This is a genomic window from Pseudomonas sp. GW822-FHT03F08 (assembly GCF_058801265.1).
In genome coordinates this window covers 259,584-284,610 of the sequence record NZ_JBXANC010000008.1, presented here as the reverse complement: position 1 = coordinate 284,610, position 25,027 = coordinate 259,584, and the positions used below count along the sequence as shown (strand labels likewise).

The 25,027-nt window shown below is 63.0% G+C and carries 5 protein-coding genes; all 5 read right to left on the bottom strand.

Annotated elements, in window-relative coordinates; genetic code table 11:
• Positions 1–10: 10 nt before the first annotated feature.
• The 5 genes from AC1RME_RS21395 to AC1RME_RS21375 all read right to left on the bottom strand — a co-directional run bounded on the left by AC1RME_RS21395 (position 11) and on the right by AC1RME_RS21375 (position 24,995).
• Entirely contained in the window at positions 11–9,109 is a 9,099-nt protein-coding gene (locus AC1RME_RS21395) for a hybrid non-ribosomal peptide synthetase/type I polyketide synthase (protein WP_493091731.1), read from the bottom strand.
• Positions 9,106–13,218 (bottom strand): non-ribosomal peptide synthetase, encoded by a 4,113-nt coding sequence (locus AC1RME_RS21390; protein ID WP_096820611.1) that lies wholly within the window; start codon positions 13,216–13,218, stop codon positions 9,106–9,108. Before AC1RME_RS21390 ends, AC1RME_RS21395 begins: the two co-directional genes overlap by 4 nt.
• Positions 13,215–22,223, bottom strand: a complete 9,009-nt coding sequence (locus tag AC1RME_RS21385) for a non-ribosomal peptide synthetase (RefSeq protein WP_493091730.1) — start codon at positions 22,221–22,223, stop codon at positions 13,215–13,217. Before AC1RME_RS21385 ends, AC1RME_RS21390 begins: the two co-directional genes overlap by 4 nt.
• Positions 22,224–22,789: 566 nt before the next feature.
• Entirely contained in the window at positions 22,790–23,695 is a 906-nt protein-coding gene (locus tag AC1RME_RS21380) for a LysR family transcriptional regulator (RefSeq protein WP_096820609.1), read from the bottom strand.
• 100 nt (positions 23,696–23,795) lie between these two features.
• Positions 23,796–24,995, bottom strand: a complete 1,200-nt coding sequence (locus tag AC1RME_RS21375) for an MFS transporter (RefSeq protein WP_096820608.1) — start codon at positions 24,993–24,995, stop codon at positions 23,796–23,798.
• Positions 24,996–25,027: the final 32 nt, after the last annotated feature.

Sequence of the window (25,027 nt, the reverse complement as noted above, 5' to 3'; positions counted from 1 at the left end):
ATCGGCTCATTCATATCGACGGCCCCTCCGTGCCAATCACCTCGGCCAGCATCCGCGCCCAGCGACCCGCCACGATGCCGTAGTGATCGGTGTCCAGCCGTTGCCAACTGCGCAATTGCGGCAGCAATGCCTGCCAGTTGCGTTGCAGGTCATCCATGCTCCAGGCGTCGCCCAGCCCATAAGGGTTGGCGTGCCCGGCGATGAACATCCGAACCGGTGTGGCGGCCAACGCGGGTGGCTGGAAGTCGACCATGCTGGTCATATTGTTGCGACAGCACACTGTCAGCCGTTGCAGATAAGCCTGACGCTCCTCGGACATCGCCTGCCCTTCAACGTCAGGCCAGCGCTGGGCGAACTCACGCTGGAACACCTGTTCGATGGTCCGCTCGTCGATGCCAGCCAGTTCCGCACCAGCATCCGGCGCGGGTGGATCGATCAGGTACAGCAGCGGTTGCCTGAAGCCGTCAGCCTGGGCTTGCTGACACAGTGCCTGCGCCACCCAGGCACCGAACGACCAACCCGCCAGGCGCCAGGCACAGCCGGCCGGGATGTGGGCCTTGATTGCCTCCAGATACAACCGGGCGCGTTCGACGATGCTGATGTTCGGTAGCGCCGGCAGACGCAACGCAGGGTCCGCAATCACGCACACCCCAAGATCCGCAGGCAGCGCCGAAACCAGTTCCCGGTAGGCCTGAACATCACCGCCCACCGGGTGAATCAGATACAGCCACTCGCGCCCGGCGCCGGCATGCCACTGATCGATCCGCACCGCGCCGCTCCAACTGCCCTGCGTGGCAGTTGGTGCCTCGACCGAGCAGGCTGTCACCAGACCCAACACCTCGCTCAGGCTGACCTTGTGACTGAACTGCGACAGCTGGAACACCTCACCGGTGGCCGCTTGCAGTTCGTCGATCAGGTCCAGCAAGGTCAGCGAATCCGCACCCAGGTCATAGAGCGAATCATCGTCCTCCAGATCCGTCACACCGAGCCATTTGCACAGGCATTCACGCAGACGCACGGAAAGGTCCACGCCCTTGGGCGCTTCGACCTTTGCCCCCGCGGCGCCATGACGAACCGGATAGAAGCGCCGCGCGGTGTCGATGCCAGTGGTGGAGACAAGCAATTGCGGCAACTGCGCCGCCATCGCCAGATCGAATACCCGACAACCCTCTTCGGCCGACAAGCCGACCGTCAGATGTTCCTGGTGCGCAGCGTCCCCGCCATTGCTGGTCGTGGCCATGCCGATGTCGCGCCAGATGTCCCAGTTGATCCCCAGGCGCAGGCAAGTACTGGCCGAATCCGCCCGGTAATGAGTGAAACCGTCGAGCACACCGCTGGCCGCTGAATAGTCCAGGTGCCCCGCGCCGCCGAACAATGCCGACATCGACGAGCAGTACAGGACGAATCCCGGCGAAAGCTGTTCGATCAAGCTTTCGACCGCCAGCATGCCGCGGGTCTTGGCGGCCATCGCTTCGGCCATCTGCCGGGGATCGCGGTGGCGAATCAGACTGCCCGCGCCGACACCTGCCGCATGAATCACCCCGCTCAGACGACCGTAACGCCCGGCCAGTTGATCGAGTACCTGCGGCCAACGCGACAGGTCAGCGATGTCCGCCTGAAGGCAGTCGATTCGCGACGCATAAGCCGTCAGATTTGCAGGCAACTGCCCCTGACGCGAGAGCAACACCACACGCCGCCCAGGCGCTTGCAGCAGGTGTTCACACAGGGTCCGACCTATCCCGCCCGTGCCGCCCAGCACCAGAAACGTGCCGTCATCCGGCAACAGGCTGGAAGCCGTAATCGGGTTCGGTAATTGCTGAGCGATCAACCGTGGCTGCCACAGGTAACCGTCACGCACCGCCATCCGTCGAGGCAACGCGGCCGGATCGCCAAGCAGCGCCGCCAGCTCTGCGGCCTGCGTATCAAGGTGCGGCGACGGCCAGTCCAGCCAGTGGCAACGCACCGGGTATTCCTGCGGCACCACTTCGGTGATCCCGGCCAGTGCCGCCAATTCGGGACGCCGAACCTCGTCGTCCACCGGGCACGCCTGCCACGACATCAACCACAACCGCAGACGTGTCGTCCGTGTGGTTTGCCCCCAGGCCTGCATCAGTGCGCTGACCGTGTCCAGACAGGCCCACTGCGCCAGATCCAGCGATTGCTCGTTGACCGCCCCTGACACCGCCAGCGGCAAGGTGTGCAGCCAGTCGAGTTCGCCGGGTTCAGGTTCTGTGACCTCGGTGAGCAGACGATTCAGGGCTTCGTTGTCCAGAGGATCCAGTTCGAAACGATCTGCGCCGAGATGCTTGAAGCCGTTGCCGGTGCGGACTTGAATCACGCGGCGATAAACCGTTCGCAGATTTTCCAGTAATGCCGCGCCGGGTGCTTCATGGCAGCAAAGGATCAGCGTTTCTCGTTTGGCATCAGATGCCTTCACACTCAGGCGCTGGACACGCACCCACTGCCGCTGATGGAACCACTGCGCCAGCGGTTGCCGCTCGATGCCTGCCAAAACGGGGGCAACGATTTCGGCAGCGGGTTGAAACCGATAAGTCTGAAGATCGAATGACGCTGGCGGCAAATCCCACGGCGGTGGCGCCGAGCGCTGCGGCCACCGGATAGTTGCGCCTTCGTACCACGCCTCCAGCAATGCCTGCGCTGAACGATCACGGGCGATCATCTGTACACCCGACGCGGTGATTTCCTTGATCGTTGTCGGCTGCAAAGGAATTTCATCACCCGGCCGGCAGATCATCGCAAAGCGCCAGCGCAGTTGCCGGCGACCTGACTGCAAGTGGCGCAGCAACGCGGTCTGCTGCTCTGGATGCGCTTGCATGTGCTCGCGGATCGCCGCGATATCGCGCAGCAATTCCGCTCGACTGTGGGCCGAAACCATCAGCAGTGGCAGCGTTTCCTCGGTCAAGTCCTGCGCCTTGGGTGCGGCGCCGACAATCACATGGGCGTTGGTGCCACCGATCCCGAAACTGCTGACACCGGCCAGACGCCGCCGCCCTTCCGGCCATGGCCGGGACGTGGTGGGTACGTAGAACGGCGAATGCTCCAGATCGATCTGCGGATTGATCCGGCCAAACCCGAGATTCGGCGGCAGCACGCCATGGAACACCGCGAGGCTTGCGCGAATCAGACCGACCACCCCCGCCGCCGCCCCCAGATGTCCGATCTGGCTCTTCACCGAGGCCAACGCGCATTGACCGGCCGGCGCATCGCCGAAGGCCTTGGTCAACGCCGCGACCTCGATCGGATCCCCCAGCAAGGTGCCGGTACCGTGGGCTTCGATGTAGCCGATGTCGGCACCGGTCAATCCGGCGCGACTCAAGGCGTCGCTGATGACCGCACTCTGCCCGGCCACCGACGGCGCGGTGTAACTCATCTTGGCCCGGCCATCGTTGTTCAGTGCAGAGCCTTCGAGCAACGCGTAGATCCGGTCGCCATCCGCCCGCGCCCTGGCCAATGGCTTGAGCACCACCACGCCATAACCACTGGCGCCGATGGTCCCGCTGGCGTCGTCGCTGAATGGACGGCACAGGCCATCGGCGGAGAAGATGTGCTGCGAGCGATGACGGTAACCATCGCTCAGGGTTGGGTCGATCAACACCCCGGCCGCCAGCATCACATCACTGTCGCCCTGGCGCAGCATCGAACTGGCCAGGTGCACGGCGATCAGCGAACTGCCGCACGCCGCCTGCACGCTCAGGGCCGGGCCGTTGAGGTCCAGGTGATACGCGGCTTTGGTCGCCAGAAAGTCCTTGTCGTGATGCAGCGCCATCTGGAAGCCATCCGGCAGATCACCTTCCGCGGTGTCGCGCAGCATCTGCTGGAAGTACGTGGTTTCGCCGCAACTGGCGATCAGGCCGATGCGCGGGCCATCCGCCGACGGAACGATGGCCGCGTGTTGCAGAGCCTGCACACAGCCCATCAGCAGATGCCGCTGTTGCGGGTCCATCAGCCGTGCTTCCTGGCGGCTGATGCCGAAATATTCGGGATCGAAATCGAGCATGCCGGCCAGTTGGCTGCGGGCGCCGATCAGGCCTTCTTCCGCGGCAAAGTGCTCGATGCCCAGCTCGTTACCCTGCACCATCGCCCAGAACTCGGACAGGTTCTGCGCCCCGGCCACATTGACCGACATGCCGATGATCGCCATCGGTTGATGGCCTGCATCGGCTTGTCGTACGCGCTCTACCGCCGCCACTGGCGCGGTCGACAGATGCGCCGCAAGACGCCGTACCGTGACGTGTTCGAACAGATCGGCCATCGTCACCTTGTGCGGCAGTTCCTGGGTGTAACGCGCATGCAGACGCATCAGGCCGAGGCTGGTGGCGCCGGCCTCGAAGAAGGTTTGCTCCGGTTCGATGTCACGGCCGATGACTGTCTGGAACAGCTCGCTCAGTTGCCGCTCCAGTGCGGTCAATTGAACAACCGGTTGTGGTGTGCTGCGCCGCTCCAAAGCCGCACCTAAATTCGGCAAAGCCTTGCGGTCGATCTTGCCACTGGGGGTGCGTGGCCAGACGTCGATCCGCCGATATTCATCGATTCGCACATGGGATGGCAGTCGGTGCGCCACCTGACGATCCAGCTGTTGAGACGTCGCGGGCTCGCCATCGAGTTGCAGCCACGCGGTCAGGCGTGGTGGATCGGTCTGAACCGCCACCACCGCGTTGACCACGTCCGGCACCTGCATCAGCGCCGCCTCGATCTGCCCCAGTTCCAGACGATGGCCGCTGAGTTTGATCTGCTGATCGTCGCGTCCGAGATAATGTAAGCAGCCCTGAGCGTCGGCCCATGCCAGATCGCCGGTGCGGTAGAACAAGCAGCCCTCTGCCAACTCGACGAACCGCGCCGCATTCAACGCAGGATCTGCCAGATAACAACGCTCAACCATCGGCCCCGCCACCAGCAGGTAACCACGGCAGCCGTTCGGCACCGGGCGGTCGTGTTCATCGACCAACAGCAACCGGGCATTCCCAACGGCATGGCCAATCGGTGCCCGCAGCGGCCAGTCCCGCGCCACGGCTGGCAAACGCAACGCGCTGACCACGTGGGTTTCGGTCGGGCCATAGTGATTGAACAACGAAGCTTGCGGCATGCCGCCGAACCAGTTGCGCAGCGCGTCCGTGCAGAGCAGTTGCTCGCCAGCCGTGATCACCTCACGCAACGCCGACGGATAGATGCCCCGGGCCACGGCGGTTTGTGCCAGATGCTGCAAGGCCACGTAAGGCAGGAACAACCGCTCGACCCGCGCCTCGACCATGTAACCCAGCAACGCCTCGGCATCCTGACGCCAGCGCGGCGTGATCAGGTGATAGCAGCCGCCCCCGCAGAGGGTGCTGAAAATCTCCTGAAACGACACATCGAACGACAGCATGGAGAACTGCAAGGTCACCGCTTTCGCCGGCAACTGCCCTTCCGTGCGCTGCCATTGCAGCAGGTTGCACAGGGTGCTTTCCGACACTTGCACACCTTTCGGCGTACCGGTCGAGCCGGAGGTGAACAGCGTGTAAAGCGGTCGTTCACCGGCATGACGTGGGCGTTCGAATGGCCCTGTCTCCGTTCGCAGGTCAACCCGGTGCACGGCGAACCGCCCCGCGTTCAGCTCATCCAGCGCCGCTTCGGTCGCGTCGCTGAACAACAGGCAATGCGGCTGCGCCTGCTCCAGCACCTGACGCTGGATCGCCACCGGGTAAGCTGGATCAAGCGGCACGGCGGTCAGGTTGAGTTTGGCCAGAGCCAGCAAGGCGACGATGTGCTCCACCGACGCGTCGAGAAACAGCACGACATGCAACGGAGCATTCCCGGTCGGCAACGGATGACGCTCGACCAAGTCAGCAGCCAGAACGTCGGCCAGTCCATTCAGCTCGCCATAGGTGAGGCGGCGCTGACCTTTAACCAATGCAACCGCATCCGGCGTGCAATGGACCTGATGCTCGAACCAGTCCGCAAGGGTGTTGAATGGCAGCTCGCCCTTCGGCCCTTCACTGGCCGGAGCCAAACCGTGTCGATAAGGACCGAGCAGACTGTCGAGCGTGGCCGCCGGGCTTTCCAGCAACAGGTCCAGACCACGGCGGAACAATGCGTTCAGCGTGCTCACCTGTTCTGCATCGAAATAGCTGCACTGATATTCCCACCAGCACTCCAGCTGCGAGCCGCTGCCCACCATCAACAAGGTCAGTGGGCACTTGGCGTGCAGGTGTTCGTTGAACTCAAGGGTGGCGCGCAGGTTTGAGTCGGCCAGTGCGGCGTAATCAGTGTTTTCCAGCACGAACATGAAATCGAACAGTGCGGTATTCGATGAAAGCCGCAGGTCTTCCACCAGATCCGCCAGCGCCACGTCCTGCAATGCCAGCACCTCACGCACGCTAGCGGTCTGCTGGCGCAACTGCTCGCCGAGGGTCAGTGCGTGGTTTACGGTGGTGGGGATCAGCACGGTGTTGGCGAACATGCCGACGCTGTCCTCGAACTCTGCCAGTGGCCGATTGGACACCGGGCTGGCGATCCGTGGCCGCTCGCACCCGGTCAAGGCGTACAGGCTCCAGGCGAAGACACTGAACAGCACTTCGAAACGGGTCAGTCGCTGTTGCGTGCAAAAGCGCTCGAGGGCGGCGCTGCGTACGGCACCCAAGGGTTCTCGATGCAACCGGGCATCCGGGCTGATTTCGCGCATTGGCATCAGTGCGGGCGACGGTTCTTCCTGCCGACGATGCAACTCGGCCAATGCGCGACGCTGGTCGCGATAATGCGGATCGACGCCCCACTGGCCCTGCCACTGGCCAAATTCCAGCGTCGTCAGACGTGCTGACGGCTCAGGGCTTTCGCAACCCTGCACAGCATCGTTGTAGAGCTGCGTCAGGTCGTCGAACAACAGGTTCACCGACCAACCATCGACGATGATGTGATGCAGGTTCAGCAACAGCCGGCAGCTGCCATCGGCAAACGGCAACAGCCACGCCTGAAACAGGTTCGGCGTGGTCAGGTCGAACGGTGTGCTGAACACCAGTTCCGCGAACGCCTGCCAGTTGTCTTCGGTGAAATGCCCGACGGCGAAGGTTCGGCAGGCCGGGCCTTGCTCGGCGATCACCTGATCCAGGCCATCGGCACCGGGCACGAACGCCGTGCGCAATCCGGGATGGCGCAGCACCAGACGTCCCACAGCCTCGGCCAGCGCTGGTAGATCGATACCTGCCGCCAGATGCAAAATCAGCGGCACGCTGTAAGCGGTCGAGTTCGGCGTACGTTGCTGCAACAGCCACAAGCGGCGCTGTTCGGCAGTGGCTGGCAAGCGTCGGGCCGTGCTGATCGGTGGCGCGGACGGATAGATCGAAGGCCACGTCAGCTCAGCGGTCAGTTGTTCGGCCAGTGCCGAGAACGGTTCATTGAGCAACGTGTCGATGGTGAGCTCGCGCTGCCAACGGCTACGAATCGCCGAGCGCAAGCGCATGGCCTTGAGCGAATCGCCGCCACTGCCCAGCCAGTCATCCTGTGCGCTCAGGCTCGGTTGACCGAGCAGCGAACGGGCCTGACCCAGCAACCAGTCCAACGCCGGCGAAGCGTTGTCGTTGTCCATCGCCGCCAAAACTGGATGCCACGGATTCAGCGGTTGGCCCAGCAAGCCATCACGATCGATCTTGCCATTGGCCGTCAGCGGCAGGCGCTCCAGCAGGAACAACTGATGCGGCCGCATATACGGCGCCAGTTGCGCTCGCAAGTGGGTTTCGAAGGCGTGATAGTCCAGCTCCCCGCGCGGCACGATAAACGCCAGCAGCTGATGATCTTCAGCCGCCTGACGCCGGGTGCAGACATACACCTGCGCCACGCCCGGTTGCTCCAGCATCCGCTGCTCCACCTCCCCCGGTTCGATCCGGAAACCGCGAATTTTCACCTGACGGTCGACCCGTCCCAGACACTCGATCAAACCATCGGCATTGCACCGCACCAGATCACCAGTGCGGTAATGGACGTGTGCGCCACCGTCGAGGTCGGGCAATCGGACGAACTGACGGGCCGTTTCTTCAGGGCGATTGCGGTAGCCACGGGCGACGCCGCTGCCACTCAAATACAGTTCGCCCACCTCTCCCGCCGGCACCGGCCGTTGCTGCTCATCCAGCACCTGCACGCCGGTGTCCGGCAGTGGTCGGCCAATGGGCACCGAGTCGCCGGTAAAGTCACGGCTGATCGGCCAGCACAGGGCAAACGTGGTGCATTCGGTGGGGCCATAGACGTTGTGAATCCGGCACTGGCTCTCAGGGTTGGCGCGGTACCACGCACGCACGGCAGCGGCGCTGATCTGCTCGCCGCCAATCAGCACCTGACGCACGCAGGAAAAACACGACGGCCACTCGGCGATCAAGGTGTTGAACAGCGACACCGTCATGAACAGGTTGTCGACCCGCGTCCGCTCCAGCACCTCGGCCAGCCGGCGCGCATCCAGCACGTCCTCGTCGGCAATCATCACGCAGCAGCCACCGTTGAGCAGCGGTGCCCACAGCTCGAAACTGCAAGCGTCGAACGCCGGGTTGGACAGACAGGCGAAGCGGTCCGTCGGACGAATTTCGATATAGCCGTCGGTGTGCGCCAGGCGCAGCAAGCCGCGCTCGCCGACCTCGACCGCTTTCGGCGTGCCGGTGGTGCCCGAGGTGTAGAACAGGAACATCACCTCGGTAAAGTCTTCAGCCAGCGCTTGCGGTGGAACGTCCGGTTGATCGAGCAAGGCCTCGACGCTGGTTTGCCACAATGAAGGCGACCACAGCGATTCCTCATCCTGGGTAATCAGGCCGACACACGCCGCATCCGCCAGCATCAACTCCCGGCGTTTGAGCGGACTGGCTCGATCCAGCGGCACGACCACCGCGCCGACCTTCAACGCGCCGATAATCGCCGTCAGCCATTGCCATGAACGCGGCATGCACAACGCCAGCGATTGGCCGGGCTCGACGCCACGCGCCAGCAACCCTCGGGCGATGCGCTCGCTGGCGCTGGCCAGTTCGGCGTAGGTCAGGGTTACCGACCCGTCGATGACGGCTGGGGTTTGCGGATGTTGCCGTACCTGTTCGGTAAAGCGTGCAAGCAACGTCAGGTCATTGGACGCGTTCATCATTTCGTCTCCTGCGCGTCGAAGCGTTGCAGCTCCTGACGGATGATCTGCGAGACCCGATGGATTTCCGCACTTTCGAGCATGTCCCAGTGCCCGCCGCTGACCAGTTTCGCCAGATAGCCGTGGCCGGCGCGGCGACGCCAGAAGCCGCGCAGTTCATGCAACTGATGGCGGCTGAAATCTTCCCGCGCCTGAATCAGCACCACACGACCGGCGCGCGGCGCACATTCATAGGCGGCCATGGCCATTCGGTTGTGGTTGTAAATGTGGAAATAGCGCTCGACTTGCGCGTCTTCGATGCCGGGGTACATGCCGTTGAAGCGCACCAGTTTGTCGCGGAACTCGGCCATGTCCACGGTGCCGATCTGCTCGCGGAAACCCGGATCGTCGCTGCCCTGGGTATCGAGCAGCACCACGGTCACCTGACGATGCCCCGCCGCCGTCAACAGCCGCGCCATTTCATAGGCCACCAGCCCTCCGAACGACAATCCGGTGAGGATCAGCGGTTGCGCGGTCAGCGGTTCGATCAGCCGCAGATAGGCCTCGGCCATCGCTTCGACCGTCGGCTCGGTATTCTCCCCCGGATTCAGCCCCGGCGATTGCACGCCGTATACGCCGGCCTCATCCGGCAACACCTTGGCCAGCGACAGGTAACAGAACGCCGTACCGCCCGCCGGGTGAATGCACACCACGTTGCGCTGCCCTGTGCCGCGACGGAACTCGATCAGATTGCCCTGTGCAACCGCCGGGTTGGCCCCGACACGCAGCCAACCGCCCAATGCTTCGATGGTCGGGTAGCTGAGCACCACACGCACCGGCATCTCAACCGAGAACACCTGGCTGATTTCGTGGGCCATCTTGATCGCGGCGATGGAGGTGCCGCCGACATTGAAGAAGTTATCGCGAATGCCGATCTGCGGCACCAGCAGCAGGCGTTTCCAGATCTGGTACAGCGTCAGTTCGATGTGATCGCGCGGGCTGCTCAGGTTGACCTGACGATTGACCATTTCTTCATCCGCCAACGCAGTCAGTGCGGCACGGTCGACCTTGCCATTGGCGGTCAGTGGCAGCGCGTCCAGCCACAGATAACTGCCGGGGACCACCGCACGAGGAAGCGTCGTCGCCAGATAAGCCTGAACCGCCGCTTCATCCATCGATTCGGAAACAACGCAACAAGCCACCAAACGCTGATCCTGCGCCGCTTCGCCGACCATCAGCACCACGGCGCTGCGAATGCCGGGAAACGCTTCGAGCCGGGCTTCGATCTCGCCCAGTTCCAGACGCACGCCGCGCAACTTGACCTGAAAATCGTTGCGCCCCAGAAACTCCAGCTGACCGTCCGGCCGATAGCGCGCCAGATCGCCGCTGCGATAGAGCCGATCGCCTGTCACAAACGGATTGTCGATAAAACGTTCGGCACTGAGCCGCACCAGCCCCAGATAACCCCGAGCGACGCCGACACCGCCAATGTGCAATTGCCCGGTGACACCCACCGGCACCGGCTCATCGCGGTCATCGAGTACATAAAAACGGTTGTTGGAAATCGGCCGTCCGATCGGCAGTTGCCGGGCCGGTACTTCGGCGCCGGGCTCCAGGGTCCAGACGCTGTTGATCACCGTGGTTTCGGTCGGGCCGTAGACGTTGTGCAACCGAGCATGGGGCAGGCGCTCCTGAAAACGCCGGGCCAGGGCTGGCGGGAGTTCACCGCCGCCGCTGAACACATCGGTCAGCGAAGCACACAGGCTGACTTCTTCGACCTCCAGAAACAGCTGCAACATCGCCGGCACGAACACCAACGCCGTGACCCGCTGCTCGCAAACTTCGCGCGCCAGATAGGCCGGTTCGTAATGTCCGCCGGGCCGTGCAATCACCAGTCGCCCACCGGTTGCCAGCGGCCAGAACGTCTCCCAGGCCGAGGCATCGAAACCGAACGGGATCTTGTGCAGCATCGCCCCCGCTTCGCCGCAGACCTGCAAACACCACAACAGCAGGTTGCTAAGGCCACGGTGGGCAACCATTGCGCCCTTGGGCAATCCGGTGGTGCCGGAGGTGTAGATCACGTAGGCGAGATGGTCAGGGGTGACGCCGACACTGCGCGGATCGAGATTGTCCGCAGGCAACGACGCCCAGCTCACAGCGTCCTCTTTGAGGTCGAGGATCGGCGCTTCCCAGGTCGAACCTTGCAGTGCCTGACGCAATATCCCGTGCGCCGAGCCGAGGGTCAGCAACACCGCCGGTGTGCTGTCGCCGAGCATATGACTCAAGCGCCCCAGCGGATAATCGGGGTCCAGCGGCACATAAGCACCCCCGGCCTTGAGCACCGCCAGCAACGCCACCGGCAATTCCAGCGAGCGCTCGATGCACACCGCCACGCGCACATCCGGGCCGACACCCAACGTGCGCAAGTGCCGCGCCAGTCGGTTGGCCCGGGCATTGAGTTCGGCGTAGCTCAGCGACTCACCTTCAAAGACCACCGCGCAGGCCTGAGGGTTGCTCGCGGCCTGCGCTTCGACCAGTTGGTGCACGCAGGGCGCCGCTTGCGTCAGTGGCGCGGTGCGATTGAAGTCGACCAGCACCTGCTGACGCTCAGCCTCGTTCATCAACGGCAATGCATTGATCGGTTGCTTGGGATCAGCGGCGATCTGTTCGAGCAGATGACGGTAGTGCCCGCTCAGGCGTTCGATGGTCGCGACGTCGTAGAGGTCGGTGTTGTATTCCACCAGCAAGTCCAGCCGCCCTTCCCGCTCGACCCACTCGAACGCCAGGTCAAACTTGGCCGTGGCGCTGCTGGTGCTGTACGGCGCCAGTTGCAGGCCGGACATCTGCACGCCGCTGCCGGGGGTGTTCTGCAACACCAGCATCACCTGGAACAACGGCGAATGACCGGGATCGCGCGGCGGGTTGACGGCTTCGACCACACGGTCGAACGGCACGTCCTGGTGGGCGTGAACATCGAGCATCTGGCCACGCACGTCGCGCAGCAATTCGGCGAAGGTCTGCTGCGGATTGAGGCGCTGACGCAGCACCAGCGTGTTGACAAAATGGCCGATCAGCGGCTCGATTTCCGGACGATTGCGGTTGGCGAACGGCGTACCGATGCACAGATCCTGCTGACCGCTGTGGCGCCACAGCAACACTGACAATGCGCCCAGCAGCACGTTGAACAGCGTGCCCTGGGTCTGGCGGGCCAGCGCCGTGAGTTCGCGCAAGGTGCCGCCATCGACGGAGGAACGGAAAGTGGCACCGACATAACGCTGCACCAATGGTCGCGGCCGGTCGGCAGGCAGGGTCGACAACAGCGGCGCGTCGTCCAGGGTGCGACGCCAGTAATCGAGTTGGGCGTCCAGCACGGCACCGCCCACGCGCTGTTGCTGCCAGCAGGCGTAATCGGCGTATTGCACCGGCAGCGGCGCAAGAGTCGGTGTATCGCCACGCAGATAATCACCGTACAGCGTGGCGACCTCATGCAGGATCACGCCCATCGACCAACCGTCAGCGATGATGTGATGCACGCTGTACAGCCACAGGTATTCATCGTCCGCCACACGTAACAAAGACGCGCGCAACAACGGCCCGGTGGCCAGATCGAACGGCGCCCGGGCGTCCTGTTCGACGGCGAATCGCACTTTTTGCTCGCGCTCATCGGCAGACAGCTGGCGCAGATCCGTCACCGACAACGACAGCGGCATCGACGGATGCACCACCTGACGTGGTTCGCCCTCCACACTGCAAAACGTCGTGCGCAGGATTTCGTGACGGGCAACCAGTTCGTTCAGCGCCCGCTCCAGCAGCGCGACGTTCAGTTGCCCTTTTAGCGTCACCGCCGTCGGCACGTTGTAGAACGGATTGCCGGGCTCCAGCTGATCGAGAAACCACAGTTGCCGCTGCGAGAACGACAGCGGCCATGCCGTTTCTTCGCCAACACGGCGGGGAATCACGGCGTCATCCCGGCCACCGAGCAAGGCAATCAGTTCCTGCTTGTGACGCTTGAGTGCCTGAGTCAGCTCTTCGGTGAGAAACCCGCGAGGCGCCTTGCAACGCAGCTTGTCACCGTCCACTTCGAGCACCACGCCATGGCGAGCGAACAACGCCAGCAATTGATCGGCATTCATACTTCGAACTCCTCCATGTCTTCGTCGTCCAGGCTTTCGGTCACAGGTTCGATGGCAAATGCCTCGACCGGCGCGCGGTGCTGCTCATCGACCGTGCGCAGCCCGCCGATCATCGAGTAGATCAATTCATGATTTGGCCCAAGGTCGAACAGCGCCGTCAGTTGCTGCTCCTCGACCGAGCCTATTCCGCACAGACCCAGGCCCTGCTCGACAGCGGTCATGCTCAGCAGTTGCGCCATCGCACCGCTTTCGATGTGGCAGAAGTCGCGGCTGCGCTCGCCGTACAACGGACGTATCGCTGCCATGTCGGCGATGAAAAACAGCGAGAACGCGGCGTTCTCGTACACCGGGCGATTGACGAAGTAGTCGTAGGTGTCCGGGTCGAGCAATCCGCTCTGGAGCCCCAGCAAGCGATGCTGGCGAGGATCGTAGTAATACGCGCCACCGGGCACGCCGAGCACGCGATCCGGTTTGACGTAGAGGTAGGCCTGAATCGGGTACAACCCGCCCGCCGACGGGAACTGGTATTTCACCTCACCGTCGAGCTGCCCCTGCGCCAGTGCCGCCAACAAATGCGCGAACGCTTGAGTCGCAATCGGCTGCGCGCCGAACAGGCGCACCGAGCGGTAATCGCTCAAACGCCCGGCGAAGGCCGGGTCTTGCGGCAAGTCCAATGCCACCTCCGGCAAGGTTTGAGCGAAGTCACGGCGACCGCGTTGCTCAGCCTTGAACTGCGCCCGCTGCTGCGGATCTTCGATGATGTCCTGCGATGTTTCCGGAGCCTGCTGCACGTTGCCGAGCAATTCCTGCCGCGCCCGGTTCTGGCGGTACATGCCAAGCAGATGCAGCAACGTCGGCTGGGCCAGCAATTGCGCCACATGCGGGCGGAAGTGCAAGGCGCCGGACAAGGCGTTGCTGATCCTGACGATATCGATCGAGGTCGCGCCGAGGTTCAGCAGGTTGGCATTGGCGGCAATGGATTCGCGCTTGAGCACGCCCTGCACGATTTCCACCAGCCGCTGTTCCTGCGGGCCCTCGACTTCCAGCGCCGGCCCTTGTTCCTCGACTTGCTCAGGTTCCGGCAGACGCTTCTTGTCGACCTTCCCGTTTGAGGACAACGGCCAGGCTTCGACGAAGGTGAACGACGTCGGAATCATGTACGCCGGCAGCTTGTCCGTCAGGTAGTCGGTGAAGTCACTGGCCTGCAACGCCGGATCGGCCTTGAGCACATAACCCGCCAGACGTTTCTCGCCCAGCGTGCTGCCGAGAATGCGCACCACCGCGCTCTGCACGCCGGGATGGCGATTGAGCGCGGCTTCGATTTCGCCCAGCTCGATGCGATAGCCCTGGACCTTGACCTGATTGTCTTCGCGACCGAGGAATTCAATGTTGCCGTCCGGTAGCAAGCGCCCCAGGTCGCCGGTGCGATACAGCCGTTCGCCGGTCAGTGGATGGTTGAAGAAACTGCCCGCGCTGAGCTTTTCATCGCGCCAGTACCCCTTGGCCAGACCGATACCGCCGATGTACAGCTGCCCCGCGACCCAGGTCGGTCGCACTTGCAGCGCTTCATCCAGCACGTAGAAGCGCTGATGATCGAGGGCCTTGCCGTAGGGAATGCTGCGCCACGCCGGGTCGACGTGTTGCACCGGATAGCAGATCGACCAGATCGACGCTTCGGTAGCGCCGCCCAGGCTGATCAGTTGCAAACCTGGCTGCAAGGCCCAGGTCCGCTCGGGCAGGGTCAACGGAATCCAGTCGCCCGACAACATCGCCACCCGCAGGCTCGCCAGCAACGCACCGCCCTCGCCCTCCACGTACTCGACCAGCATGCCGAGCAGTGCCGGCACCGAGTTCCACAGGCTGACCTGATGACGCTTGATCAATTCGAGCCAGTGCGCCGGATCGAGGGTCAGTTGCGGGTCGAGGATGACCACTGCCGCGCCCACGGCCAGCGTGCCGAAGAAGTCATAGACCGACAGGTCGAAACTCAGCGACGAGATCGCCAAGACACGGTCGGTCGGGCCGACGGCAAAACGGCGGTTGATGTCGAGCAAGGTGTTGACCGCACCGCGATGGTCGATCACCACGCCTTTCGGCTGGCCGGTGGAACCGGAGGTGTAGATCACGTAGGCGAGGTCGCTTTCGTTCACCTGCACCGGTTGCAGTGGCAATGCATCGGTTGAGACTTCTTCGGTCACGGCAATGGCCGTGACCTGCGCCGGCCATTCGATCTTGTCGAGCAGCGCCGGTTGGGTCAGGGCCAGACTCGCCTCGGCCCGGTCAAGAATATGTCGCAGCCGCTCTGCTGGCTGACTCGGTTCGATGGGCAGGTAAGCGCCGCCGGCATACAGAATCGCCAGGGTCGCGACCACTTGCTCCCAGCCGCGCTCCATCACCACCGCGACCAACCGGTTCGGCAGCACGCCCTGCGCTTGCAGGCGGGCGCCGAGTTGCCGGGCCTCGTTGCGTAGCTGGACGTAAGTCAGTTGTCGCGCGCCGATTACCGCCAGTGCATTCGGTGTGGCAAGGGCCTGACGTTCGAACAGTTCGTGCATCAATGGCAGCGTTTGCTGAATGTCGACCGGTGCCGGCAACCGTGCCTGCGGCAACAGTTGTGGCGTGTTCGCGCCCCAGGCCGCCGGCTCGCACAGGCTGTCGAGCAACGTGTTATAGGCGACGAACATCTGCTCGATCATGCCTTGCGGGAACAGTTCGTCGATGCTGTCCCAGTTGAACAACAGCCGTCCTTCCAGCTCCAGCAACGTGTGGTCGAGCCACACCTGCGGGGTCTGGGTGATGCTGTGCATGTGTTTGGCGTTCAGCGCGTCGGCCAGGTTGAACTCGGCCAGTTCCGGTGCGGCTTCCGACAGCGTGCTGTTGAACACGATCGGCATCGCCGTCTGCTGCACGCCCCTGGCCTGGGACAATTCACGCAGCACCCGCACACCGCTGACCACCGAATGATCGATGTCGCGCCACAGCTGCGCCTGCACCGTGCGGGCCTTGTCGGTAAAGGTTTGTGTCCCGTCGATGCCGACTTCCAGCAGCACCAGTGAGGTGAAGTCGCCGATGATTTCGTCGACATCCGAATGCAGCGGCATGCGGTTGAACAGCGGCAGGCTCAGGGTGAAACGCGGGGTGCGACTCCAAAGCGCGAGCACTTCGCTGAAGGCGGTCAGCAGCATCACCGACGGCGTCACCGCAAACTGCTTGGCCACGGCCTTGAGCTGAGTCCACTGCGCGGCCGACATGTCGCGGTCGCGGCGGGTGAAGTGCGGGTTGGCGATGCTCTCGGGTTGGCGCACCAGCGGCAGGTCTGGCGCCGGGGCCAAAGTGGTCACCCGCTCGCGCCAGTAGTCCAGCGCCTGCTCGTAACGGCGGCCGTTGCGCAGCTGTTGTTCGGCCAGCACGTAGTCGCGGAAAGTCAGGCCCGGTTCCGCCAGTTCCAACGTCGGTTCGACGTAGAACGCCATCAGTTCGCGCGCCAGAATCTGCGTGCTCGCGGCATCGACAATCAACGCGTCGAGGCTGATGTGCAAATGAGTGATGCCGTCGTCGAGCAGCGACAGGCTGAACTCGAACAGCGGCCAGCGACTGGCATCCAGCACCTGATGGGACTGGCGTTCGCGGGTTGCTTCCAGCGTGCGCTGCGCCACTTCGGCGGGCAAACCGCGCAGATCGCTGCGCGGCATACAGTAGGTCGGCACCTGCGCCAGCACCTGTTGCGTGCCGTCGCTGAGGAACACCACGCGCAGCATGTCGTGGCGCAGGATCATGCGGTTCAGCGCTAGCTCGAAACGTTCCGCGTCGAATTCGGGAATACGCAGTTCTTCGTAACCGTGGGCGCTGACGCCACCGAGGCTGACCGTGGCTTCGCGACCAAACCAATAGGCTTGCTGGATATCGGTCAGAGGGAACGGTTCATGTCGATTAGCGCGATCCGGCTCGATCTGGATAAACGCAGGTTCAATGCTCTGGTCATCACGCGAAACCTGCGCCGCCAGATCCATCAACACCGGCGTCTGGAACAGGCTGCTCAGGGACATCTGCGCGCCCATGCGCTGATTGATCGCGTAGATCATCCGCGTCGCCAGCAGCGAATGGCCGCCGAGGTCGAAGAAGTTGTCGTGGATGCCGACCCGTTCGCACTTGAGCACTTCGGCCCAGATTTCGGCCATTTGCCGTTCAATGTCGTTGCGCGGCGCCTCGTACGTCGCCCCGGCACTGCGCTCCGGTACCGGCAGCGCCTGTCGGTCGAGCTTGCCGTTGCGGGTCAGCGGCAATTGCGAAAGCCGGACCCAGGCACTCGGGATCATGTGTTCGGGCAACTGACGTTGCAGTTCGGCGCGCAGGGATTCACTGATCGCGGTGCCGACCACATAGGCCACCAGACGCTTGTCCCCGGCCACGTCTTCACGCAGCAACACAGCGGCTTCCTGCACGCCGGGTTGTTGATGCAACAGGCTATCGATCTCGCCGAGTTCGATGCGGAAGCCGCGCAGTTTGACTTGTTGGTCGATGCGACCCAGGTACTGCACGTTGCCGTCGGCCTGGAACTTCGCGAGGTCACCGCTGCGGTACATCCGCGCGCCCGGTTCGTCAGTGAACGGGTCCGGCAGGAAGCGTTCGGCGGTCAGGTCCGGGCGATTGAGGTAGCCACGAGCAAGGCAGGCGCCAGCGATGTACAACTCGCCCGCCACGCCGACCGGCACCGGATTCAGATGCTCGTCCAGCACGTACAGCCGCGCGTTGGCGATGGGACGGCCAATGGACGGCGCGTCCGGCCAGGATTCAACCTCGTTGCAGTCGAGACTGAACTGGCTGACCACATGGGTTTCGGTCGGCCCGTACTGGTTATGCAACTGCGCGCCACCGAGCCCACGGACAAAACCGCGCAGCTCGTCATTGATTTGCAAGGCTTCACCGGCGGTGATGATTTCGCAACCACCGGCCGGCATCGGTGCATCAGCCTCGGTCAGGCCGGCAAGTTGCTGCAACACGGCGAAAGGCAGGAACGCCCGTTGCACGCCTTCGGCCACCAGGGTCGGGCGCAATGCGGCGAGGTCCTTGCGGCTGTCTTCAGTCATCAGCAACAGGCTGCCGCCCTGGCACAGGGTGCTGCAGATTTCCTGGAAAGAGACGTCGAAATTCAGCGAGGCGAATTGCAGCACGCGATGTGGTGTTGTGGCTTGATCGAGTTGCCAGGCGATCAGGTTATCCAGCGCGCGACGGTTGTGGGCGACGCCTTTCGGGCGCCCGGTGGAGCCGGAGGTGTAGAGCACGTAGCCCAGGTGCTCCGGGCTCACCGTGACCTGCGGATCATCAGTTGGGTGTTGTGCCCATTGCGATGCGTCAGTGTCCAGGCAGCAGATTTTCGTCTCGTTAGCCGGCAGTCCGGCCATCAGGCTCGATTGCGTCAGCAGCATAGTCGGCGCGGCATCGCTGAACATGAACGCCAGACGCTCACTCGGATAAGCCGGGTCGAACGGCACGTACGCCGCGCCAACCTTGAGAATCGCCAACAGGCCGATGACCATTTGCGGCGAGCGTTCCAGGCACAGGCCGACGCGATGTTCAGGGCCGACACCTTGTTCGATCAGGTAATGCGCGAGACGGTTGGCGGCGCGATTCAGTTCGCCGTAGCTCAGTTGCTCGCGCTCGGCGAGCAGCGCCACGGCGTCGGGCGTTTGCCGGGCAATGGTTTCAAAGCGCGCCATGCAATCGGGAAGTGACGACGTATCGCGTGAAGTACGGTTCCAGTCGTAAACGATCTGCTGGTGTTGCTCGGCGCTCAACAGCTTGATCCCCGCCAGCGACTGTTGGCTGTCCTCGACCATCTGCATCAGCACCCGGCGCAGGTACTCGCCAAACTGTTCGACAGTGCCCCGCTCGAACAGACCCGAGGCATATTCCAGGCCACCGACGATCTGCCCGTCGCGCTCATGAAGCGCCAGTTGCAGATCGAACTTGGCCACGTGATGACTGCTCTCGACCGGCGTGACTTCAAGCCCGGTCAGCAGCAGATCGGAATCCTGATCCTGCTCCCAGGCAAACAGCACCTGGAACAGCGGACTGTGGGCCAGACTGCGCAGCGGATTTAGCAACTCCACCACTTGCTCGAACGGCAGGTCCTGATGTTCCTGAGCGCCCAGCGCGACCCGCCGCGCCTGTTGCAGCCATTGCGCCACCGATGGTGTGCCAGACCGGGTCATGCGCAGGGCCAGGGTGTTGACGAAGAAGCCGATCAACCCCTCCAACTCCTGTTGCGGACGGTTGGCCGACGGCACACCGATCACCACATCATCCTGCCCCGACAGGCGTGACAGCAGCAGCGAAAAACCGGCCAGCAAGTTCATGAACAGCGTGGTGCCTTGCTGCATGCCCAGGGCTTTCAGGCGTGCGGTCAACGCTTCGTCGAAGACCAGCGGCACAAAACCGCCGAGGTAATCCTGCACGGGCGGACGCTTGTGATCCGCCGGCAACTCCAGCAGCACCGGTGCGCCGGTGAGGGTTTCGCGCCAATAGCGGTTTTGCTGTTCCAGCACTTCGCCGGTCAGCCATTGCTTCTGCCACACCGCGTAATCCACGTACTGCACGGGCAATGTCGGCAGCGGATCGTCGCGATCCTGCAACGCCGCTTCGTACAGTTGCCCCAGTTCCCGGGTGAGTACACCCATCGACCAGCCATCGGAGATGATGTGGTGCTGGGTCAACTGCAACACATGGTCATCCGCTGCCAGTCGAACCAGGCTTACGCGCATCAGCGGTCCGCGGCTCAGGTCGAATGCTCTGGCGCCCTCCTCGTCGATCAACCGAGTGAGACGTTCTTGAGCATCGGGACCTTGCAGATCGGTTACGGTCAGTCGAAGGCTGTGCGCGGGCGGTGAAACCTGCTGCCGCCCTTCCCCTTCAACGGCGATGAAGGTGGTGCGCAGCGCGTCATGGCGTGCCACCAGTTGATTGAAGCTGCGTTCGAGTGCCGCCACGTCCAGCGAACCCCGCAAACGCAGGTTCAGCGGCATGTGATACGCCGCGTTGCCACCCTCCATTTGCGCCAGAAACCACAGACGCTGCTGAGCAGACGACAACGTTTGCGCGCCCGACCGTGAAAGGGCCGCAATGGCTGGACGAGCCGCAGCCTGACTGGCTTGCAGCCGTTCGGCGAACACTGCCAGGACGGGCGCGGCAAACAGCGTCGAAGGCGCGACTTCCAGCCCCAGCGTATGGCGAACCTGCGCCAGCACACGCATCACCAGCAGCGAATGACCGCCGAGGGCAAAGAACTGATCCTCACGCCCCACTCGCTCGACGCCGAGCACTTCGGCCCAGATCGCGGCGAGCGCGGTTTCCAGCGAGCCTTGTGGTGCCTGGTAATCCCGTTGGTCGAATGCCTCAACGTCCGGTGCCGGCAAATTGGGCCGATCGACCTTGCCGTTGGCGGTCAGCGGCAGCGCGTCAAGACGCACGAACGCGGTCGGTACCATGTAATCCGGCAGGCTGATTTGCAGCTGGTCACGCAGGGAGCGCGGGCTCAGCGTTGTGCCCGGTTTTTCGCAGTAATAAGCGACCAGTCGAGGTTCACCGAGGCCGTCCTGACGCAGCAGCACCACGCTTTCACGCACGCCCGCAATGTCCGCCAGCCGGGTTTCGATTTCTCCCAATTCCAGGCGCAGGCCGCGCAACTTGGTTTGGGAGTCGTTGCGGCCGAGGAACTCCAACTGACCGTCAGCCCGATAACGCGCAAGGTCGCCGGTTCGGTACAAGCGCTCGCCCACCACGAACGGGTTGTCGATGAAGCGCTCGTCGGTGAGTTGCGGCAGGTTCAGATAACCCCGCGCCACGCCGACACCACCGATGTACAACTCGCCCTCTACACCCTGGGCAACCGGTGCGCCGTCAGCGTCGAGCAGGTAAACCCGGGTATTGGGCAGTGCCCGACCGATGGGCAGCACAGTGTCGACCAGGCTGGCGTCGGTGAACTCGAAACAGGTGCTGTCAATGCTCGCTTCGGTGACGCCATAGGCCTGGACGATTTGCACCCGCTCACCGCACAGTCTGCGCAATTGCCGTGCGCTGTGGGCAGTCCAGATGTCCGAGCCGCAGACCACGGTGCACAGGAACGACAAGTCATGGCCGGTCTCTTCAACCCAGGCCAGCAAAGGGTTGAGCAGCGACGGCACGAAGTCGGCAAAACCGATCTGAGCTTCCCGCATCAGGCGATACAGGGCCGGCGGATCCATCAAAGTGTCCCGAGGGCACAGCACCAGTGTGCCGCCAAACCCCAGCGCACGAATCAGATCGGCGCTGAACACGTCGAAGGAAAACCCGGCCATTTGCAGGTGATTGATCGGCTCGCCCAAGGCATAGAGTCGTGCCCAGGCAGCGCTCACGGCGATCAGACCGCGATGCTCGACCATCACGCCTTTCGGGGTGCCGGTCGACCCCGAGGTGTAGATCACATAGGCCAGATGCCGAGGTGTCAGGCCTGTCGCGTAGGGATCGGGATTGTCCGGTGACTGTGAAGCCCAATGTGTTGAATCGCCCAGGTCGAGCACCGTCGGTGCAGTGGCCGATTGTTCAAGCGCGGCCAACAAGACATGCCGCGCCTGGCTCTGGGTCAGCACCACCGGCGGCGCGCTGTCGGCCAGCATGTGCGCCAGCCGCGCCGTCGGATACGCCGGATCCAGCGGCACATAGGCGCCACCGGCCTTGAGCACCGCGAGCACGCCCACCAGCATCTCCAGCGAGCGCTCAAGACAAAGCCCGACCCGCACGTCCGGCCCGACTCCGAGGCTGCACAGGTGATGGGCCAGGCGATTGGCGCGGGTGTTGAGATCGCGGTAACTGAGCGCCTCCTCCTGCCAGCGTACGGCAATGGCCTCGGGGTTGCGCAGCACCTGCGCTTCAAACAGACCGTGCACGCACAGATCGGTGTCGAACGGAATCAAGGATGAAACGTCGGGCTGCGCGGGATTCGTCCCACGCAAGGAAGTGTTGTCGAGCATCGGAGGCTACCGTCCATGACTGCATTATTTTTGTGATCAGGCAGAGACAGCACGCGCCCTGCCAGTCAGGCCCCGGCAGCAAGTACCGGTTCGGTCATTCGAATTCAGGAAGATGGCGCGGCGCGCGCGTGCAGACTCGCGTCACACGCAGGCACACACAGGAAACCGGGGGGAGAAAGGCTGGCGAAAAACACCGCGGCGCGGTCAGCGCGAACGGCTGGGGAGATGACAGAATCGTTGACGACGTCCGTCGCCCTGCTCACTGCATCGTCGATTGCAAACCGCGTGATCAATTGAAACCTCGACTTCCATTTGAGGGTCAACGACGAGGAACAACCTGCGCGGTGGGTGACAGCGCCAGGGTGGTCCCGATCGGCTGCGACTGCCGGGTCTGTAGACACACGGCAATCTTCTGGCGCCGGGTTTGTGACCCGAAGCGCCGCCGGATAATAACCACGTTTTTTGCTGGAGAGGCAAACAAAATGTAGGAAACCGCGAAATAAGTATCGGAGACTTCCTACACCACTGTGACGACATCAAAGGGACATGGATGTTGTACGTGAGGTCTATGAACCTGGCGCAAGAATCTCTTCAAGAAAATCAATGAACACATTGATCCGGCTTGAACCCCGGTGATTGGGCAAATACAGCACATTGATGCAACTGCTCGCACTGCCGGGATTGATTTCATAACCTGCCAGCAATCGCGTCAGCCGGCCAGCAGCGACATCGTCGCGCACCAGCCAATCGGCCAGCAAAGTCACCCCGCCACCCGCCACTGCCGCTTCTCGCAGGATGTCGGCATTGTTGCTTTGCAGGCGGCCGTGCACATTCAGCTGGAGGGTTTCCTCATCACCCTGGAACGTCCAGTTCTGGTGCGGGCCACCGTAATCGAAGCGCAGGCAAGAGTGCTCGAGCAAGTCACGGGGATGACACGGTACCGGGTGACGGCTAAGGTAATCCGGACTGGCCACCATCCAGCGTTCGAACGCGCCGACCCGCTTGCTGACGATGTCTTCACTGACCACTGTCGACCCGAGACGCACCGACACATCGATCTGCTCGCTCAGCAGGTCGCTGACCTGATCGCTCAACGAAATGCTCAATTCCAGTCCCGGATGTCGCTCGAGCAATCGGCCCAGATGGGGGGCGATGATCCTTCGACCAAACTCCACCGGAACGCTGATGCGCAAGCGCCCTTGCGCCTCGCTTCCACGGTCGGCGATGACCGCGTCAGCCTCGTCGATGGCATCGAGAATGGCCACGGCCTTCTCGAAATAGTTTTGCCCGGCGACGGTCACACTGGTGTTGCGAGTCGTGCGGTTGAGGAGACTGGCACCCAGTTCGTGTTCCAGCCCCGCGACCTGGCGAGTCACCGATGAAGTCGAAATACCGAGTTTGCGCGCCGCAGAGGAGTATCCGCCGCACCGCACGGTTTCAACAAACATCTTCAGTGCCAGTAACTTGTCCATAAGCGCAACCCGGTCAAAAAGGAACGGCGATGATTGTGCATCACCGAACGCCAGGCGTCTTGTATGACCGTGCCCCCTCGGACTCTTCGATGCCAGTTCCTCAGGCATTGGCCTTGCGCCCCAGGAACATCGCCAGGGCCAGTGCCGGCAGCAATGCCACGGTGACGGCAGACAGGTGCCAGCCGAAATGCTCGTAGAGGGGGCTCGCCACCAGCGACCCCAACGCCCCGCCCACGAAAATGCTGGTCATGTACACGGCATTGAGGCGCGCACGGCTATGCGGATCGATGGCGTACACCTCACGCTGGCCCAGCACCATGTTCAGTTGCACGGCGAAATCCAGCAGCACCGCACAGACCACCAGCCAGATGTAACTACTGCCGGGCAACGCGCCGATCAACAATGAGACCGGTGCCAGCAGCAGTGCAACGAGTGTCCCGCGCCGGCCATGCCCAGCATCGGCCAGGCGTCCGGCAATCGGCGCTGCGACTGCACCGACGGCGCCGACCAATGCAAAAATCGCAACCTGTACCTGGCTGAAACCGTGGTGACGCATCAGCTCGATGGGCGCGAGGGTCCAGAACAGACTGAAGCTGGCAAACAACAATCCCTGATACAAGGAGCGCTGGCGCAGAACCGGATGACGACGGGCCAGCGCAAACACCGAGCCGATCAACGCCACGTAAGTCGCCTGATGCGTCGGAACACGACGCGGCAGCGCAATCGCAGTGATCAGGGCGATGAAGGCCATCAGTGCCGCCGCGCTGAAAAACACCCCGCGCCAACCGAACACTTCCACCAGCAGGCTCGACAGCGGACGCGACAGCAGAATGCCCAGCAACAGACCGCTCATGATGTTACCCACCACGCGGCCACGGGTTGCTTCGGGCGCCAGATGCGCTGCCAGTGGCACCAGAATCTGCACCGCTACCGAGGTAAGACCGATCAGCAACGACAAAACGAGGAACATCGACGGCGAATGCGTTAGGCCGGCACACATCAGGGCCACGCTCGCCGCCAACGTGAATCCCACCACCAGACGTCGGTTCTCCATGAGATCGGCCAGCGGCACCAGCAACAACAGACCCAACGCATAACCCATCTGAGTGAGTGAAACGATCAGGCTGGCATTGGCACTGGACAGACCGATCTGCGGCGCGATCAGTTCGACAATAGGTTGAGCGTAATAGAGGTTGGCCACGACCGCGCCACAGCAAAACGCAAGGAACGCGACCATCAGGCCGGAGAGTGAAGCGGATTGTTCGGCCTTGGCCGCCGCAGCCGGGTTACCCGTGAGCATGGTGACACCTCATCTGATTCGTAAAAGTGATG